Raw genomic sequence first — 16,398 nt, 5'->3', positions numbered from 1 at the left:
GTATGTACCAATGCCGAGGTCAAGGGGTGACGGCCGGTTGCTCCGCCGGGGGTCCCGACGCCTCGCGCCACGTCCCGGCTTGGGGCACGGTGGAGTGACACGGCACACCGCCGCCCGCGGAAGGGAGCACCCGCATGTCGAACCACACCTACCGGGTCACCGAGATCGTCGGCACCTCGCCCGACGGCGTCGACCAGGCCGTCCGCAACGGCATCACCCGTGCCTCCGAGACCCTGCGCAATCTCGATTGGTTTGAGGTGACCCAGGTCCGCGGCCAGATCGAGGAAGGGCGGATCGCGCACTGGCAGGTCGGCCTGAAGCTCGGCTTCCGCCTGGAGGAGACGGACTGAGCGGACCGGGAGCCCGGGCGGTCAGGTGCGGCCCTCGCGCTCCTGCGCCACCCGCAGTTCGGCCGACCGCGCCGCCCAGCGGGCCCGGACGACGGTGAACCCGGCCCGTTCGGCGTCGTCGCAGACCAGTTCGTCGTCGTCCACCAGGACCCTGACCTCGCGGGTCCGGGCGAGCCGCCGGAGGATCTCCAGCTTGGTGCGCCGGGCGGGCCGCCGGTCGGCGTTGCCCCGCATGTGCACGGGCCCCTGGGGCAGGCCGTGGGCGGCCAGCCAGTCGAGCGTGTCGCGCCGGCAGCGCTCGGGCCGCCCGGTCAGATAGACGATCTCGCACTCCTCGGCGCTCTCCCGCACCAGCGCGAGGCCCTCGGCGAGCGGCGCGTCGTGCGGCGCGGCGGCGAAGAAGGCGTCCCAGTCGCGGGGCCGGCGCTCCAGGAACCGCTGCCGGTGCGCGGTGTCGGCGAGGGTGTTGTCCAGGTCGAACACGGCCACCGGGAGTTTCTCGCTGTCGGTCACCCGCCCACCCTAGATTGCGCTGCCGGGAATCCTGGCGCCGCGCAGGCGTTGAACCCGGTGTGAGCTCAGTGATCGCCTCCACCCGCTTCTCCGTCCTCGACCGCTCCCGCATCCGCGAGGGACACACCGCCGCCGAGGCGCTGCGCGACACCGTGGCGCTGGCACGGGAGGCCGAGCGGCTGGGCTACCACCGGTTCTGGGTGGCGGAGCACCACGGCGTGCCCGGCGTGGCGGGCTCGGCGCCGACCGTGCTGGCCGCCGCCGTCGCCGGCGCCACGCGCCGCATCCGGGTCGGCACCGGCGGCGTGATGCTGCCCAACCACCGGCCGCTGGTCGTCGCCGAGCAGTTCGGTGTGCTGGAGTCGCTGTTTCCGGGGCGGGTCGACATGGGGCTGGGCCGTTCGGTGGGCTTCACCGACGGCGTACGCAGGGCGCTGGGCCGGGACAAGGACGACGCCGACGACTTCGACGCGCAACTGGCCGAGCTGCTGGGCTGGTTCCGGGGCACGTCCCCGACCGGGGTGCACGCCCGCCCGGCGGAGGGGCTGACGGTGCCGCCGTTCGTGCTGGCCATGGGCGAGGGCGCGGCCGTGGCGGCCCGGGCCGGGCTGCCGATGGTCATCGGCGACCTGCGCGACCGCGACCGGATGCTGCGCGGCATCGACCGCTACCGCGCCGGGTTCCGTCCCTCCGAGTGGGGCAGCGAGCCGTACGTCGTCGTCTCCGGCACGATCGCCGTGGCCGGCAGCCCCGAGACGGCCCGGCGGCTCCTGGTCCCCGAGGCCTGGTCCATGGCGCAGGCCCGCACCCGCGGCTCCTTCCCGCCGCTGCCCCCGGCCGAGGCGGCCGCGGCCCGGACGATGACCGCCAAGGAGCGCGACCTGTACGAGTCGGGGCTCGCCGGACACCTCGCCGGCACCGAGGAGCAGGTCGCCGAGGAGCTGGAGTCGCTGGTCGAGGACACGGGCGCGCAGGAGGTCCTGGTCACCACGAGCACGTACGACCGCGAGGCCCTGCTGGACTCCTACCGGCGGCTCGCCCGCGTCACCGGCACGGCGACGGCCATCGCCGCGGCGTAGAATCGCGGGGTTTGTCCCCCTCCCCGGACTCGACCGGGCCGAAGACCGTACGGAGTTCCCCGCGATGCACAGTCCCCACGACCCGTACGTCCGGGTGCGCGGCGCCCGTGAGCACAACCTCAAGGGCGTGGACGTGGACATCCCCCGGGACGTGGTGGCCGTGTTCACCGGTGTCTCGGGGTCCGGGAAGTCGTCGCTGGCCTTCGGGACGGTGTACGCGGAGGCGCAGCGGCGCTACTTCGAGTCGGTCGCGCCGTACGCCCGCCGGCTGATCCACCAGGTCGGCGCCCCGAAGGCCGGCGAGATCACCGGGCTGCCGCCCGCCGTGTCGCTCCAGCAGCGCCGTACGGGGCCGACGTCCCGTTCCTCGGTCGGCACGGTCACCAACCTCTCCAACTCCCTGCGGATGCTGTTCTCCCGCGCCGGCGACTACCCGCCGGGCGCGCCGCGGCTCGACTCGGACGCCTTCTCGCCGAACACGGCGGCCGGGGCGTGCCCGGAGTGCCACGGCCTCGGGCGGGCGCACCGTACGACGGAGGAGCTGCTGGTCCCGGACCCCTCGCTGTCGGTCCGGGACGGCGCGATCGCCGCGTGGCCGGGCGCCTGGCAGGGCAAGAACCTGCGGGACGTCCTCGACGCGCTCGGGTACGACGTGGACCGGCCCTGGCGCGAGCTGCCCGCCGAACAGCGGGAGTGGATCCTGTTCACGGACGAGCAGCCGGTGGCCACCGTCCACCCGGTGCGAGACGCCGGCCGTATCCAGCGGCCGTACCAGGGCACGTACACGAGCGCCCGGCGGTACGTGATGAAGACCTTCTCGGACACGAAGAGCGCCACGCTGCGGGCGAGGGCGGAGCGCTTCCTCACCAGTGCGCCCTGTCCGGTCTGCGGCGGCGGGCGGCTGCGGCCCGAGGCCCTGGCGGTGACCGTCGGCGGACGCACCATCGCCGAGCTGGCCGCGCTGCCGCTCACGGAACTCGCCGGGGCGCTGCCGACGGACGGCGAGACGGCCCGCGTGCTCACCGAGGACCTCGCCTCCCGGATCGGGCCCGTCGTCGAGCTGGGCCTCGGCTACCTGAGCCTGGACCGCTCGACGCCCACGCTGTCGGCGGGCGAGCTGCAGCGGCTGCGGCTGGCGACGCAGCTGCGCTCCGGGCTGTTCGGGGTCGTCTACGTCCTGGACGAGCCGTCGGCGGGACTGCACCCGGCGGACACCGAGGCGCTGCTGACGGTGCTGGAACGGCTGAAGGCGGCGGGCAACTCGGTGTTCGTGGTGGAGCACCACCTCGGCGTGATGCGCGACGCCGACTGGATCGTGGACGTGGGCCCCCGGGCGGGCGAACACGGCGGTCGGGTGCTGTACAGCGGTCCGGTGGAGGGGCTGGCCGGGGTCGGGGAGTCCGCGACGGCCCGTCACCTCTTCGACCGCTCCCCCGCGCCCGCCCGTACGCCGCGGGCGCCGCGCGGCTCGGTGACGGTCGGTCCGGTCAGCCGCCACAACCTGCGCGAGGTGACCGCCGGCTTCCCGCTGGGCGCGCTCACCGCGGTGACGGGTGTGTCCGGCTCGGGGAAGTCGACGCTGATCGGTGAGATCACCGAGGAACTGCCGGGGGTGGGCCGGCTGGTCTCCGTCGACCAGCGGCCGATCGGACGGACCCCGCGCTCCAACCTGGCCACCTACACGGGCCTGTTCGACGTGGTGCGCAAGGTCTTCGCGGCCACCGGCCAGGCGCGCGAGCGGGGTTACGGCGTCGGCCGCTTCTCCTTCAACGTGTCCGGAGGGCGCTGCGAGACCTGCCAGGGCGAGGGGTTCGTCAGCGTGGAGCTGCTGTTCCTGCCGAGCACGTACGCGCCGTGCCCGGACTGCGGCGGGGCGCGGTACAACCCGGAGACGCTCGAAGTGGCGCACCGGGGGCGGAACATCGCCGAAGTGCTGGACCTGACGGTGGAGGGCGCGGCGGAGTTCTTCGCGGACACGCCGACGGCGGCCCGCAGCCTCGCCGCGCTGCTCGACGTGGGGCTCGGCTACCTGCGGCTCGGTCAGCCGGCGACCGAGCTGTCCGGCGGGGAGGCACAGCGCATCAAGCTGGCGAGCGAACTGCAGCGGGGGCGGCGCGGCCACACCCTGTACCTCCTCGACGAGCCGACGACCGGTCTGCACCCGGCCGACGTCGAGGTGCTGATGCGGCAGTTGCACGGGCTGGTGGACGCCGGGCACACGGTGGTCGTCGTCGAGCACGACATGGCCGTGGTGGCGGGCGCCGACCACGTGATCGACCTGGGGCCGGGCGGCGGCGACGCGGGCGGCCGGATCGTGGCCGAGGGGCCGCCGGCCGAGGTGGCCCGGGCGGAGGGGAGCGCCACGGCACGATATCTGGCCGAGGCGCTGCACGGCGCGGGGCGCCGGTGAAACCGGGTCACCGGCGCCCCGCTCCGCGCTGAGGGGCGCGGCGGGACTACTCGCGACCCGGCCGCGTCTCGTCGTCGAAGCGCCGCGTCTCGTCGTCGTAGCGCTCGGTCTCGGCCTCGATCCGTTCCTTGCGCACCCGGCCGCGCACGACCTCGTCCTCGGTGTGCTCCTCCGTGGTCATCCGGACGCGCTCCACCGGCACCGTCTCCGTCTCCACGACGGCGCGTTCCTCGTGCAGCGTGATCTCGTGCTCGGCCTCGCTGATCTCCGGTCCGGCCAGCGCGTCCCCGCGGTTGGCCTCGGTGATCGGCTCGCGCTCCACCCGGACTTCCTCGTGGCTCACCGGAACGGTCTGCTGGACCTCCTCCGTGACCACGTACTTGCGCAGCCTGGCCCGGCCGGACTCACGCCGTTCGACGCCGACGTGCATCTGCTCCTCGGAGCGGGTCATGGCGTCGTCGCCGCGCATGCCGGTGCGGTCCGCGCCCTCCTGACGGCCCGCCATGCCGCCCGCCGTGCCGGCGGTGCCCGCCATGCCGGCCGCGCCCGCGGCTCCCGCCGCTTGGGCGGTGCCCGCCGGTCCCGGGCCGGCGGCGAAGCGGCCGTCGTCAGTGCGCTCGGCCTCCGTGAGCACGCTGTCCCAGTTGATGCCGTAGTAGTCGTAGAGCCGGTGCTCCTCCGACTCGGACAGATGGCCGCCCGCGTCGACGTCGACATTGGGTGCGTCCTTGACCTGTTCCTTGCGGTAGGGGACCTCGAGGTGGTCCTGCACCACCGCGGCGTCACGGATGGGTATGAAGGACTCGCTGGAGCCGAACATCCCCGTCTTGACGCTCACCCACTCGGGGCGCCCTGTCATGTCGTCGAAGAAGACGTGCTTGGCGTCGCCGATCTTGTTGCCGTCCCCGTCGTAGACCGGATGGTCCAGGACGTTGGCGATCTCTTCACGGGTGATCATCTGGCATCACCCTCCTTCCGGAGTGCCTGCCTTCCGGATGTCCGCATCAGCCGTACGAAAACGGCACATACGTCACAAAGTGCGCATACTTTTCGAATGTGCTTCCCCGGGGTGGCCGTGCTCCGGCTCGGCGGCAGCGGCGAGGGCGCGGCGGTCGTGGTGGCGGCCGGGCGGGAGCACGGGGCGCACCTCGACCTCGGCGGTCAGTCCCCGCGCCGACGCCACCCGCCACAGGGAGGCGAGCAGGGTGTCCTCGCCCACGAACGCGGCGGCCGTACCCACCGCCCGCTCTCCGCTCCAGTAGCGGATGCGCACCGGCTGGACCGGCGCCCCCGCGTCCAGGGCGGCCTGGAAGACGGCCCGGCGGAAACTCCCCCGGGCACGTCCGCACCAGGTACTGCCCTCGGGGAAGACGGCGACCGCGGCGCCCGCGCGCAGCTCCCGCGCGATCACGGCGACCGTGCCGGGCAGGGCCCGCAGCCGGTCCCGTTCCAGGAACAGCACACCCGCACGCGCGGCCAGCGGGCCCGCCACCGGCCAGCGCCGCACCTCGCTCTTGGCCAGCATCCGGGCGGGCCGCACGGCGGCCAGGAGCGGGACGTCGAGCCAGGAGACGTGGTTGGCGACGAGGAGCAGACCGCCCTCGGGCGGGGCGGTGCCCGTCACGCGCACCCGGACACCGGCAGCCCGCACGGCCCACCGGCACCAGCACCGCACCAGGACGGCCGGGACGCGGGTGCGCAGCGGCGTGAGGACGACCGCGACGCCGGCGAGGAGCAGCACGGCGACCGCCGTGAGCCGCAGTACGGCACGCGGCATCCCCCGCGCGGCCGGGAGCGGCTCCACGCACTCCCCCGGGGTGCAGGGCGCGGTGGGCAGCCAGGCGCTCATCAGGCCGGGACGAGCGAGAGGAAGTGCCGCAGGTAGCGCGGGTCGACCCGGTTCATCGGCAGCAGCACGTACAGGTCGGCGACGCCGAAGTCCACGTCGTGCGCGGGCTCGCCGCAGACCCAGGCGCCGAGGCGGAGGTAGCCGCGCAGCAGCGCCGGGAGCTCGGTGCGGCCGGCCGGCGCCGCCGAGGTGCGCGGGACCCACGGGAGCAGCGGCCGCACCCGGTACTCCTCGGGCGCCAGGTGCTTGGCACGCACCCGGTCCCAGGTCCCGGCGGCGAGGGCGCCGCCGTCGGCGAGCGGGACGGAGCAGCAGCCGGCCAGCCACTCGTGTCCCCGTTCGGTCATGTAGCGGGCTATGCCGGCCCAGATGAGCCCGACGACGGCGCCGTCGCGGTGGCCGGGGTGCACGCAGGAGCGGCCGACCTCGACCAGGCCGGGCCGGATGGTGTCCAGCGCCGTGAGGTCGAACTCGCTCTCCGCGTAGAGCCGTCCGGCGACGGCGGCGCGCTCGGGCGGCAGCAGCCGGTAGGTGCCGACGACCTGCCCGGTCGTCTCCTCGCGCACCAGCAGGTGATCGCAGTACGCGTCGAAGGGATCGACGTCGAGTCCGGGCTGCGGGCTCGCCAGCAGGGCGCCCATCTCCCCGGCGAAGACGTCGTGCCGCAGCCGCTGCGCGGCCCGCACGTCCTCCTCGTCCCGGGCGAGGCTGACGGTGTAGCGGTGGGGCGCGGCGGGCTTCGGGGGGCGGTCTGCGGTCAGTACGCCGGTCATGGGTGCTCTCCTGGTCGTGAGAACGGTGGTCGCGGGGACGGCTCGCACCAGTTCTTCCGACGCAGGCTGTACTGCGCATGACGACTGCCGGGAGCGCGGATGTGCGCTTCCTGAATGCCGGGCGCGCATGCGAGACGGGGCCGGGATGAGCACCTCTCCCGGCCCCGCCCGTCCGCACCTTCCGGCGAACGTCCGTGGGGCTACTTGGCCACCTTCCGCGTGGCCCGCAGCCACTCCTTGTTCATGCTGGTGATGGAGACGAGCGGAATGCCCTTCGGGCAAGCCGTCGCGCACTCGCCGGCCAGCGTGCAGCCGCCGAAGCCCTCGTCGTCCATCTGCGCCACCATGTCCAGCACCCGCGTCTCCCGCTCGGGCGCCCCCTGCGGCAGCACGTTCAGGTGGTTGACCTTCGCGGACGTGAAGAGCATCGCCGCGCCGTTCGGGCAGGCGGCGACGCACGCGCCGCAGCCGATGCACTCCGCGTGCTCGAAGGCGAAGTCCGCGTCCGGCTTCGGCACCGGCGTGGCGTGGGCCTCGGGGGCCGCACCGGTCGGCGCGGTGATGTAGCCGCCGGCCTGGATGATCCGGTCGAAGGAGGAGCGGTCGACGACCAGGTCCTTCACGACCGGGAAGGCGGCGGCCCGCCACGGTTCGACGTCGATGGTGTCGCCGTCCTCGAAGGACCGCATGTGCAGCTGGCAGGTGGTCGTGCGCTCGGGTCCGTGGGCGTCGCCGTTGATGACCAGCGAGCAGGCGCCGCAGATTCCCTCGCGGCAGTCGTGGTCGAAGGCGACCGGGTCCTCGCCCTTGAGGATGAGCTCCTCGTTGAGGGTGTCGAGCATCTCCAGGAAGGACATGTCGCTGGAGATTCCGTCCACCTCGTACGTGGACATGGCGCCTTCGGCGTCGGCGTTCTTCTGCCGCCAGACGCGCAGGGTGAGCTTCATGCGTAGCTCCGCTGGGTGGGGTGGACGTACTCGAAGACCAGGTCTTCCTTGTGCAGGGTGGGAGCCTCGCCGGTGCCGGTGAACTCCCAGGCCGCCGCGTAGCCGAACTCGTCGTCCTTGCGGGCCGCCTCACCGTCCGGGGTCTGCGACTCCTCGCGGAAGTGGCCGCCGCAGGACTCGGCGCGGTCGAGCGCGTCGAGGCACATCAGCTCGGCGAGCTCCAGGTAGTCGACGATGCGGTTGGCCTTCTCCAGGGACTGGTTGAACTCCTCGCCGGCCCCGGGGACCTTGATGCGGCGCCAGAACTCCTCGCGGATCTGCGGGATGCGCTCCAGAGCCTTGCGCAGGCCCGCGTCGGTGCGGGCCATGCCGCAGAACTCCCACATCAGCTCGCCGAGTTCACGGTGGAAGGAGTCCGGGGTGCGGTCGCCGTCGACGGAGAGGAGCAGGTTGAGCCGGTCCTCGGTCTCGGCCAGCACCTCCTGCACGACGGGGTGGCCGTCGTCGACCTCGTCCTTGTGCGGGTTGCGGGCGAGGTAGTCGTTGATGGTGGCCGGCAGGACGAAGTAGCCGTCGGCCAGGCCCTGCATCAGCGCGGAGGCGCCGAGCCGGTTGGCGCCGTGGTCGGAGAAGTTGGCCTCGCCGATGGCGAAGAGGCCCGGGACGGTGGTCTGGAGGTCGTAGTCGACCCACAGTCCGCCCATCGTGTAGTGCACGGCGGGGTAGATCCGCATCGGCACCTTGTACGGGTCCTCGTCGGTGATCCGCTGGTACATGTCGAAGAGGTTGCCGTACTTGGCCTCGACGGCCTTGCGCCCCATGCGCCCGATGGCGTCGGCGAAGTCCAGGTACACGCCCTGGCCGCCGGGCCCCACTCCCCTGCCCTCGTCGCAGACGTTCTTGGCGGCGCGGGAGGCGATGTCGCGGGGCACGAGGTTGCCGAAGGACGGGTAGACGCGCTCCAGGTAGTAGTCGCGCTCGCCCTCGGGGATCTTGTTCGGCGGACGGTCGTCGCCCTTGGCCTTCGGCACCCAGATCCGGCCGTCGTTGCGCAGCGACTCGCTCATCAGCGTCAGCTTGGACTGGTGGTCGCCGGTGCGCGGGATGCACGTGGGGTGGATCTGCGTGAAGCAGGGGTTGGCGAAGTACGCGCCGCGCCGGTGCGCCCGCCACACGGCGGTCGCGTTGGAGTTCATGGCGTTGGTGGAGAGGTAGAAGACATTGCCGTACCCACCGCTGGCGAGGACGACCGCGTCCGCGAAGTACGTGTCGATCTTGCCGGTGATCAGGTCCCGGGCGACGATGCCGCGCGCCCGGCCGTCCACGACGATCAGGTCGAGCATCTCGGTGCGCGGGTGCATCTCGATGTTGCCGGCCGCGATCTGCCTGCTGAGCGCCTGGTAGGCGCCGAGCAGCAGCTGCTGACCCGTCTGGCCCCGGGCGTAGAACGTACGGGAGACCTGGACGCCGCCGAAGGAGCGGGTGTCGAGCAGGCCGCCGTACTCGCGGGCGAAGGGCACGCCCTGCGCCACGCACTGGTCGATGATCTCGACGGAGATCTGCGCGAGCCGGTGCACGTTGGACTCGCGGGAGCGGAAGTCGCCGCCCTTGACGGTGTCGTAGAACAGCCGGTGGACCGAGTCGCCGTCGTTGCGGTAGTTCTTCGCTGCGTTGATGCCGCCCTGCGCGGCGATGGAGTGGGCCCGGCGCGGGGAGTCCTGGTAGCAGAACTGGACGACGCGGTAGCCCTGTTCGGCGAGGGTCGCGCCGGCCGAGCCGCCCGCGAGACCGGTGCCCACGACGATGACGGTCTGCTTGCGCCGGTTGGCGGGGTTGACCAGCTTCGCCTCGAAGCGGCGCGTGTCCCAGCGCTCGTTGACGGGCCCGGCGGGGGCCTTGGTGTCGGCGACCGGCTCTCCGGTCGTGTAGTCGGCGTACGTTGTCATGTCAGCTCACCACTCCGGTCATGACGCCCACGGGGACGGCGACGAAGCCCACCGTGAGCAGCAGCGCGAGGACGTTCGCGACGGTCTTCAGGGCGCGGTCGCGGGTGCGGCTGCCGGCGCCGAGGGTCTGGGCGGCGGACCAGAAGCCGTGCCGGATGTGCAGGCCGACGGCGAGCACGGCGACGATGTAGATGACGTTGCCGTACCAGGTGGAGAAGGTGTCCACGACGTTCTGGTAGGGCTTGCCCGTCTCGAAGCCGCCGGAGTGCACGGTGCCGGTGGTCAGGTCCAGGATGTGCCAGACGATGAACAGGGCGAGGATGATCCCGCCCCACCGCATGGTGCGCGTCGCGTAACTGGCCCGCTTCTTCTTGTGCACGTACTTGCTGGGCCGCGCCTTGATGTCGCGGCGGCTGAGCTGGTACGCGGAGACGGCGTGGGCGACGACGGCGACCACCAGCACCACGCGGATCAGCCAGAGCGTCCACTCGTAGTGCATGAACGGCTCGCCGACCGTGCGCAGCCAGTGGGCGTACTCGTTGAACTCGGTCGTCCCGAAGAAGATCTTCAGGTTCCCGATCATGTGGGCGACCAGGTAGAGCAGCATGACGAGACCGCTGACCGCCATCACTGTCTTCTTGCCGACGGTCGAGTCCCACACGGTGCGCGCCATGGACGGCCGTCGGTCCGTCCGCGTTGCCAGAGCCATGTCGCAAGACGCTACGGGGGCGAAGTGCCATCGGTCCAAGACATGGTCCGCCTCGTTTCCATAGGCTCTGGCTATCGCGGACGTAAGGTGGTCGCATGCAGTTGCAGCAGCTCCAGTACTTCGTGGCGGTCGCCGAGACCCGGCACTTCACCCGGGCCGCGGAGACGGTCCATGTGGCGCAGCCGTCGCTGTCGCAGCAGATCAAGGCGCTGGAGCGGGAGCTGGGCGCCGATCTGTTCCAGCGCGCGCGGGGCAACATCACGCTCACCGACGCCGGGGAGGCGCTGCTCCCGCTGGCCCGGCGCATCCTCGCCGACGCGGACACCGCCCGGCACGAGGTGCTAGAGCTGGTGCAGCTGCGGCGCGGGCGGGTGCGGCTGGGCGCCACACCGAGCCTGTGCACCGGGCTGCTGCCGGACGTGCTGCGCGCCTTCCACGACCGGTACCCCGGCATCCGGCTCATGATCGAGGAGGGCGGCTCGCACGACCTGGTGCGGGAGCTGGCGCGGGGCGCGCTGGACCTGGCGCTGGTGGTGCTTCCGCTGCCCACCGCGTCGCCGGCGCTGACGACGGTCGAGCTGCTGCGGGAGGACCTGGTGGTGGTGTCGTCACCGGAGGCGCCGCGGCCGGGCGGCGGCCGGCGCGCCGTACACATCTCCGACCTGGAGGGCGAGCGCCTGGTGATGTTCCGGCACGGTTACGACCTGCGGGAACTGACGGTGGCGGCGTGCCGCGCGGAGGGCTTCGAGCCGGACTTCGCCGTGGAGGGCGGGGAGATGGACGCGGTGCTGGGATTCGTGCGGGCGGGGCTGGGGATGGCGGTGGTGCCCCGGATGGTGGCGGCGCGGTCGGGGCGCGGTCTGCGGGTCACTCCGCTGGCCCGGCCGGGGTTGTACCGGACGATCGCGCTGGCGCACCGCAGTGATGTGGCTCCGCCTCGGGCCGCGCGGGAGTTGCAGCGGATGTTGCTGGAACGGTGACTGTCCCTCTGGGTGCGGGCAGGGCCCGGTGCCGCCGTGGGGGTGAGGTTCGTCCGGGAGTGCGGGTGATCCGTGGCTGAGCGCGCAGTTCCCCGCGCCCCTGACCGGAACTCCCCCGACGCCCATGACAGGGCGCGGGGGAGACAGTCACGCCGTCGCGTCCACCAGGGCCAGTTCGTGCAGCCGCTCCGGTGGTCCCGGGCGGGCGTAGTACCAGCCCTGGGCCGTGTCGCAGCCGAGTATGCGGAGTTGTTCGGCCTGGGCGCCGGTCTCCACGCCCTCCACGGTGACCTTGAGGTCGAGGCTGTGGGCCAGGGCGACGATGCCCTCGACGATCTTGAGGTCGACGGGGTCGGCCGGGAACCGCTGCATGCTCTGGGTGAAGGAGCGGTCCAGCTTGAGGACGCTCACCGGGAGCCGGCGCAGGTTGGCGAGGTTGGAGTAGCCGGTGCCGAAGTCGTCCAGGGCGATGTCCACCCCCAGCTCGGCCAGGCGGCGCAGCGGCTTCAGGAGGTCGTCGTCGGCGCCGATGAGGGCCGACTCCGTCACCTCCAGGCAGAGCGCGTCCGGGGTGACGCCCGCGCGCTCCAGGATGTCGACGGTGTCCTGGACCAGGCCGGGGTGGGTGAGCTGGCAGGGCGAGAGGTTGACGTTGATGCGCAGCGGGCCGGCGGAGGCCGTCGCTCCGTACCGTTCCCGCCAGGCGCGGGCCTGCCGGACGGACTGCTCCAGGACCCAGCGGCCCAGCGGCACGATCAGCCCGGTGTGCTCCGCGAGCGGGATGAAGCGGTCCGGGCCGAGGACGCCGTGCTGCGGGTGCAGCCAGCGCACCAGTGCCTCGGCCCCGTGCACGCTGCCGTCGCCGAGGTGGACCAGCGGCTGGTACTCGATGAAGAACTCGCCGCGCTCCAGGGCCGCGGGCAGCGCGGTCGTCAGACCGTGCCGGGTGATGACCCGGGCGTCGGCCTCCGGGTCGGCCAGCTCGAAGCGGTTGCCGCCCGCCGACTTGGCCCGGTACATGGTGATGTCGGCGCTGCGCAGCACCTCGGCCGGGCTGCGCTCGCCCGCCGGGCCCTCGACGACGCCGATGCTGCCGCGCACGGTCAGTTCGCGGCCGTCGACGCTGATCGGGGCGAGCAGCGCGTTCATGATGCGCCCGGCGAGTTCGTCGACCTCGTGCGGGGTGTCGGGGCCCGTGGTCAGCGCCACGAACTCGTCGCCGCCGAGCCGGGCGACCATCTCGCCGGGCGCGGTGGCGCAGGCCTGCAGCCGGTCGGCCACCTCGACGAGAAGGCGGTCGCCGGCCGCGTGGCCGAGGCTGTCGTTGACGGTCTTGAAGCCGTCGAGGTCGAGGTAGCACAGGCCGAAGCGCTGTCCGGGGCCCGCGTTCAGGGCCTTCTCCAGACGTTCGAAGAAGAAGCTGCGGTTGGGCAGGCCGGTCAGCGCGTCGTGCGTGGCCTCGTAGCGCAGCCGGAGGTTGAGCAGCCGGCGCTCGGTGGTGTCCTCCATCAGCGCGAGCTGGTACTGCGGGGTGCCGTCGGCGTCGCGCAGGAGGGAGACGGTGAGGTTGGTCCACAGGACGGTGCCGTCGGGCCGGTAGAAGGCCTTCTCCACGTGGTAGTGCTCGCGCTCGCCGCGGACCAGCTCGTCGTAGAGCCGCCAGGTGTGAGGGGCGTCGTCGGGGTGCGACCACTCGCGGACCCCGCGGCCTCGCAGCGTGCGGTCGGTGATGCCGAACATGCGCATCAGCGCGCCGTTGACCTGGAGGATGTTGCCGTCCAGGTCGGCGATGCCGATGCCTATGGCGGCGCCCTCGAAGACGGCGCGGAAGCGGGCCTCGCTGGCGTGCAGGGCCTCGGCGACCACGCCCTGCGCCTTCAGGGCGGCCTGAGCGATGGCCTCCTGTTCGGCCAGGGTCCTGGCCCGCAGCGCCCCCGCGAACCCGGCCGCCATGGCGTGCTGGAGCCGGGCCGAACGGGCCCGCAGGTCCTCCGGGTCGCCGTCCTCGCCGCAGTAGAGCACCAGGTAGGCGTCCACGCAGTCCAGGGTCCGGGTCAGCGCCTCGGGGTCGGTGCAGTGCGCGTCGACGAGCGCGGCGCCGACCGCCCTGGCCTCGTCGGCGTCGAAGCTCCGGGCCCGCAGTACGCCGCACAGTCTGCGGGCCAGCGGCAGCAGCTGTTCCTCGAACTCTTGCCGGGTCGACGACGTCGAGGTCACCGGGAACACCGACCGGCTCCAGATCGTCGCGAACCGGCGCAGTCTGTCCTCCGGCCCGCCCGGCTGTGCCGTCACGCCGTACGCCCCACGCCGGCGAACCCGGAGAAGGCGTACGGGTCCTCGTCCTCCGGCGCCCCCTCCGGCCGCCAGCGCGGCATCGGCACCAGTCCGGGTTCCACCATGTCGTACCCCTCGAAGAACCGCGCGATCTCGTCGCGCGAGCGCATGATCAGCGGATTGCGGATGTCCTTGTACACGTCCACCGTGCCCCCGGCCCGCTCCGCGGGCAGCGGGATGCCCTCGTACGAGGCGTGCGTGAGGACGAGCATGCTGCCGGGCGCGAGCGCGTCGCTCAACTCGGCCACCGCACCGTAGGGGTCGTCCGCGTCTTCCACGAAGTGCAGTATGGCAACCAGCAGGAGGGCGACCGGCCGATTCAGGTCGATCAGCCGCTCCACCTGGGGGCTGGCGAGGATCTCCCGGGGCTTGAGGAGATCGGCGGCCACGACGCCCGCGTCGTCGTTGCCCGCCAGGACCGCCTCGCTGTGCGCGACCGCCACCGGGTCGTGGTCGACGTAGACGACGCGGGAGCCGGGGCGGCTGCGCGCGGCCACCTCGTGGACGTTGCCGAAGGTGGGGATGCCGGAGCCGATGTCCAGGAACTGGTCGATGCCCTCCGCGGCGGCGAAGCGCACCGCGCGACGCATGAACGCCCGGTTCGCCTGCATGATCTTGGGGAGCCCCGGCATGAACTCCATGGCCCTGCGGGCCGCTTCCCGGTCCACCTCGAAGTTGTGCGAACCGCCCAGGTAGAAGTCGTAGATCCGGGACACGCTGGGCACCGAGATGTCGATGCTGCGGGGGGCCCAGGCGGGACGCTCCATCTAGCTCTCCAAGGCATAGGCGATCCGGTGTTCGAGCAGAGGCTACTGATCGCCTGCCAAACGGGCGAGTCCAACCGGAAATTGACCGTCCGTTCCCGGTCACTGCCTGCGGCACGTGCCACGCGACAAGGCGGGCGCAAGCACGCGAACGGGGCCGTCCTCTCCGCCTGGTGCGGAGGGGACGGCCCTCGGGTCGCGCGCGCCGGAGCCGGCGGGCGGGAGGCCGCTACTTCTTCGGCGCGCCGACCGGCTTTCCGTCGGGCGAGACGGCGTACCAGGTGCCGCCGACGCCCTGACCGTTGGTGTCGCCGGGCTTCTTGTCACCGGCGAAGGTGTAGATCGGCCAGCAGTCGACCGTCTGCTGCTCGGCCCCGTCGGGCCGGGTGAAGGTCATCAGGTCCTTCTTCACGACGCCCTCGGTGTCGTTCGGTTCCACGGGCGCCACGACGGGCCACTTCTCCAGGCACTCGCCGGTGCACGCCGACACGGGCTTCGGCCAGGCCTCGTCCTTCATGAAGCGGTAGACGGTCATCCCGTTCCCGTCGACGACGATCTCGCCGAGCTTCGGGTCGTCGCGGGTGGAGAGTCCGGGCGCGTCGTCCGCCTCGGCCTTCTTGCCGTCGGCGGCCAGCGCGTACCACTTGCCGCCCACGCCCTGGCCCTTGACGTCGCCGGCGGCGGTGTCCTTGGCGTAGCGGTAGGCCGGCCAGCCGCCGATGGTGAGCTGCTTGGTGCCGTCGGGCCGGGTGACCTCGCCGAGCAGCTTCTCGTCGATGCCCTCGCCGGCCAGCGCGTCGTCGGCGGCCACGGGCGGCCAGGCGGTGGCGCAGTCGTTCTCGCAGTTCGTCTTGGGCGGCTTGGCGGTGTCCGCGTCGAAGCGGTAGAGGGTGCGGCCCGTTCCGTCGGTCACCAGTTCGCCGATCTCGGCGTTCGTGGCGACCGACAGCTTTCCCGCCGGCTGCGGCGCGTTCGCCGACGCCCGCTCGTTCGCGCCGGTGCCGCTGCCGAGTCCCTCGCCGGCCCCGGCGCCGATGTCGCCGACGTCTCCGGGCGCGGCCGTGGCGCCCACGTTCTGGCTGCCGGTGGCACCGCCGCCGTCCTGGCCGCACGCCGTCGTCAGCGCCAGCACCACCGCAGCGCCCGCCACGAGTGAGGCGCTCCGCCAGGAGGTCTTCATCGTCAATCCCCGATCGTCACGAAGGTTCCGGGGCGGCCGCGCGCCGCCGCACGACACTGGGTACGCACGCGGACGCCGGTCGTGTTCAACCGGGGCGCGGTTTTCTTTGCGGGCCAGGTCAAACCGGTGACCGCTTCTTGTACCTCCTTCGGGCCAATCGTCCGGTAATCGGGACTGTCCCGGCTCGCGCGGGCTTCATGATCTGCTCGTGCATGGACCCGAACCGACCCGATCCGCCTGTGCCGGACGGGTGTTGGCCCTGGTGACGCTGACGGTCACGCTCGTCGGCGCACCGGTCGGCCCGGCGCGGGCGGACGCCTGCGCGTACGCCTCGACGGGACCGGGCGGCATCGACGCCGTGGCGGTCGCCGGGAGTGGCACCTGGCCCACCTTCCCGGCGTGCCCCGAGCCCTCACCGACGCCTCCGCCCGCCCCGCCGCCCACGCCCGCGCCACCACCGCCGAAGCCCACTCCCCCGCCACCGCCCGAGCCGGAACCCGAACCGGAACCGCCGGCGCCGCCCGCCCCGAGACCCGAGCCGCCGCCTCCCTCGCCGCCCCCGCG

Annotated in this window: 14 protein-coding genes; 4 read left to right on the top strand and 10 right to left on the bottom strand. The window is 72.7% G+C overall.

All coding sequences use genetic code 11. The features are described 5' to 3' along the window. Positions 1-134 precede the first annotated feature (134 nt). Positions 135-350, top strand: coding sequence for a dodecin (locus AMK11_RS18445; RefSeq protein WP_073728483.1), 216 nt, complete (start codon positions 135-137; stop codon positions 348-350). Between the two features lie 21 nt (positions 351-371). Here AMK11_RS18445 and AMK11_RS18440 read toward each other — a convergent pair whose 3' ends face one another. After that, a complete protein-coding gene (locus AMK11_RS18440) occupies positions 372-863 on the bottom strand; it encodes a phosphatase domain-containing protein (RefSeq protein WP_073728481.1) in 492 nt (163 codons plus the stop codon). Positions 864-922: 59 nt separating this feature from the next. On the opposite strand from AMK11_RS18440, the gene AMK11_RS18435 reads away from it, so the two are divergent. Together AMK11_RS18435 and AMK11_RS18430 are read left to right on the top strand one after the other, a co-directional pair. Continuing rightward, positions 923-1,942 carry an LLM class flavin-dependent oxidoreductase gene (locus tag AMK11_RS18435; RefSeq protein WP_073728479.1) on the top strand — a complete coding sequence of 340 codons (1,020 nt, stop codon included), beginning with the start codon at positions 923-925 and terminating at the stop codon, positions 1,940-1,942. A gap of 64 nt (positions 1,943-2,006) precedes the next feature. Next, entirely contained in the window at positions 2,007-4,352 is a 2,346-nt protein-coding gene (locus tag AMK11_RS18430) for an ATP-binding cassette domain-containing protein (RefSeq protein ID WP_073728477.1), read from the top strand. Between the two features lie 46 nt (positions 4,353-4,398). Here the strand turns inward: AMK11_RS18430 and AMK11_RS18425 are convergent, their stop codons facing one another. The 6 genes from AMK11_RS18425 to AMK11_RS18400 form a co-directional block, all read right to left on the bottom strand. Further along, positions 4,399-5,310, bottom strand: coding sequence for a DUF2382 domain-containing protein (locus tag AMK11_RS18425; protein ID WP_073728475.1), 912 nt, complete (start codon positions 5,308-5,310; stop codon positions 4,399-4,401). Between the two features lie 72 nt (positions 5,311-5,382). Then, positions 5,383-6,201 (bottom strand): lysophospholipid acyltransferase family protein, encoded by an 819-nt coding sequence (locus AMK11_RS18420; protein ID WP_073728473.1) that lies wholly within the window; start codon positions 6,199-6,201, stop codon positions 5,383-5,385. Further along, the gene (locus AMK11_RS18415; RefSeq protein ID WP_073728471.1) at positions 6,201-6,974 is read right to left on the bottom strand and encodes a GNAT family N-acetyltransferase; all 774 of its coding nucleotides are present in this window, start codon (positions 6,972-6,974) and stop codon (positions 6,201-6,203) included. The genes AMK11_RS18420 and AMK11_RS18415 overlap by 1 nt, the downstream gene beginning before the upstream one ends. A gap of 200 nt (positions 6,975-7,174) precedes the next feature. Continuing rightward, on the bottom strand, positions 7,175-7,921 hold the full coding sequence (locus tag AMK11_RS18410) for a succinate dehydrogenase/fumarate reductase iron-sulfur subunit (protein WP_073728469.1): 747 nt from the start codon (positions 7,919-7,921) through the stop codon (positions 7,175-7,177). After that, entirely contained in the window at positions 7,918-9,867 is a 1,950-nt protein-coding gene (locus tag AMK11_RS18405; protein WP_073728467.1) for a fumarate reductase/succinate dehydrogenase flavoprotein subunit, read from the bottom strand. Before AMK11_RS18405 ends, AMK11_RS18410 begins: the two co-directional genes overlap by 4 nt. Before the next feature lies 1 nt (position 9,868). After that, a complete protein-coding gene (locus tag AMK11_RS18400) occupies positions 9,869-10,540 on the bottom strand; it encodes a succinate dehydrogenase (protein ID WP_073728465.1) in 672 nt (223 codons plus the stop codon). A 131-nt stretch (positions 10,541-10,671) separates the two neighbouring features. On the opposite strand from AMK11_RS18400, the gene AMK11_RS18395 reads away from it, so the two are divergent. Continuing rightward, on the top strand, positions 10,672-11,556 hold the full coding sequence (locus AMK11_RS18395) for a LysR family transcriptional regulator (RefSeq protein ID WP_073728463.1): 885 nt from the start codon (positions 10,672-10,674) through the stop codon (positions 11,554-11,556). Between the two features lie 147 nt (positions 11,557-11,703). On the opposite strand, the gene rmdA is transcribed toward AMK11_RS18395, so the two are convergent. The 3 genes from rmdA to AMK11_RS18380 all read right to left on the bottom strand — a co-directional run bounded on the left by rmdA (position 11,704) and on the right by AMK11_RS18380 (position 15,834). Beyond that, positions 11,704-13,848 (bottom strand): cyclic Di-GMP phosphodiesterase RmdA, encoded by a 2,145-nt coding sequence (gene rmdA / locus AMK11_RS18390; RefSeq protein WP_073728461.1) that lies wholly within the window; start codon positions 13,846-13,848, stop codon positions 11,704-11,706. After that, on the bottom strand, positions 13,845-14,657 hold the full coding sequence (locus tag AMK11_RS18385) for an SAM-dependent methyltransferase (protein WP_073728459.1): 813 nt from the start codon (positions 14,655-14,657) through the stop codon (positions 13,845-13,847). Before AMK11_RS18385 ends, rmdA begins: the two co-directional genes overlap by 4 nt. Before the next feature lie 226 nt (positions 14,658-14,883). Then, positions 14,884-15,834, bottom strand: coding sequence for an SCO0930 family lipoprotein (locus AMK11_RS18380; protein ID WP_073728457.1), 951 nt, complete (start codon positions 15,832-15,834; stop codon positions 14,884-14,886). Positions 15,835-16,398 lie beyond the last annotated feature (564 nt).

The sequence above is a fragment of the Streptomyces sp. CB02414 genome, assembly GCF_001905385.1.
Classification (GTDB): domain Bacteria; phylum Actinomycetota; class Actinomycetes; order Streptomycetales; family Streptomycetaceae; genus Streptomyces.
Note: the sequence above shows the minus strand (reverse complement) of the source record. Positions and strands in the feature narration are given on the sequence as shown.

Bases quoted from the DNA above. Each gene is read 5' to 3' on its own strand.
- AMK11_RS18445 (WP_073728483.1), top strand. From the start codon at position 135: ATGTCGAACCACACCTACCGGGTCACCGAGATCGTCGGCACCTCGCCC.
- AMK11_RS18385 (WP_073728459.1), bottom strand. From the start codon at position 14,657: ATGGAGCGTCCCGCCTGGGCCCCCCGCAGCATCGACATCTCGGTGCCC.
- AMK11_RS18415 (WP_073728471.1), bottom strand. From the start codon at position 6,974: ATGACCGGCGTACTGACCGCAGACCGCCCCCCGAAGCCCGCCGCGCCC.
- AMK11_RS18405 (WP_073728467.1), bottom strand. From the start codon at position 9,867: ATGACAACGTACGCCGACTACACGACCGGAGAGCCGGTCGCCGACACC.
- AMK11_RS18400 (WP_073728465.1), bottom strand. From the start codon at position 10,540: ATGGCGCGCACCGTGTGGGACTCGACCGTCGGCAAGAAGACAGTGATG.
- AMK11_RS18410 (WP_073728469.1), bottom strand. From the start codon at position 7,921: ATGAAGCTCACCCTGCGCGTCTGGCGGCAGAAGAACGCCGACGCCGAA.
- AMK11_RS18425 (WP_073728475.1), bottom strand. From the start codon at position 5,310: ATGATCACCCGTGAAGAGATCGCCAACGTCCTGGACCATCCGGTCTAC.
- AMK11_RS18430 (WP_073728477.1), top strand. From the start codon at position 2,007: ATGCACAGTCCCCACGACCCGTACGTCCGGGTGCGCGGCGCCCGTGAG.
- AMK11_RS18380 (WP_073728457.1), bottom strand. From the start codon at position 15,834: ATGAAGACCTCCTGGCGGAGCGCCTCACTCGTGGCGGGCGCTGCGGTG.
- AMK11_RS18420 (WP_073728473.1), bottom strand. From the start codon at position 6,201: ATGAGCGCCTGGCTGCCCACCGCGCCCTGCACCCCGGGGGAGTGCGTG.
- AMK11_RS18395 (WP_073728463.1), top strand. From the start codon at position 10,672: ATGCAGTTGCAGCAGCTCCAGTACTTCGTGGCGGTCGCCGAGACCCGG.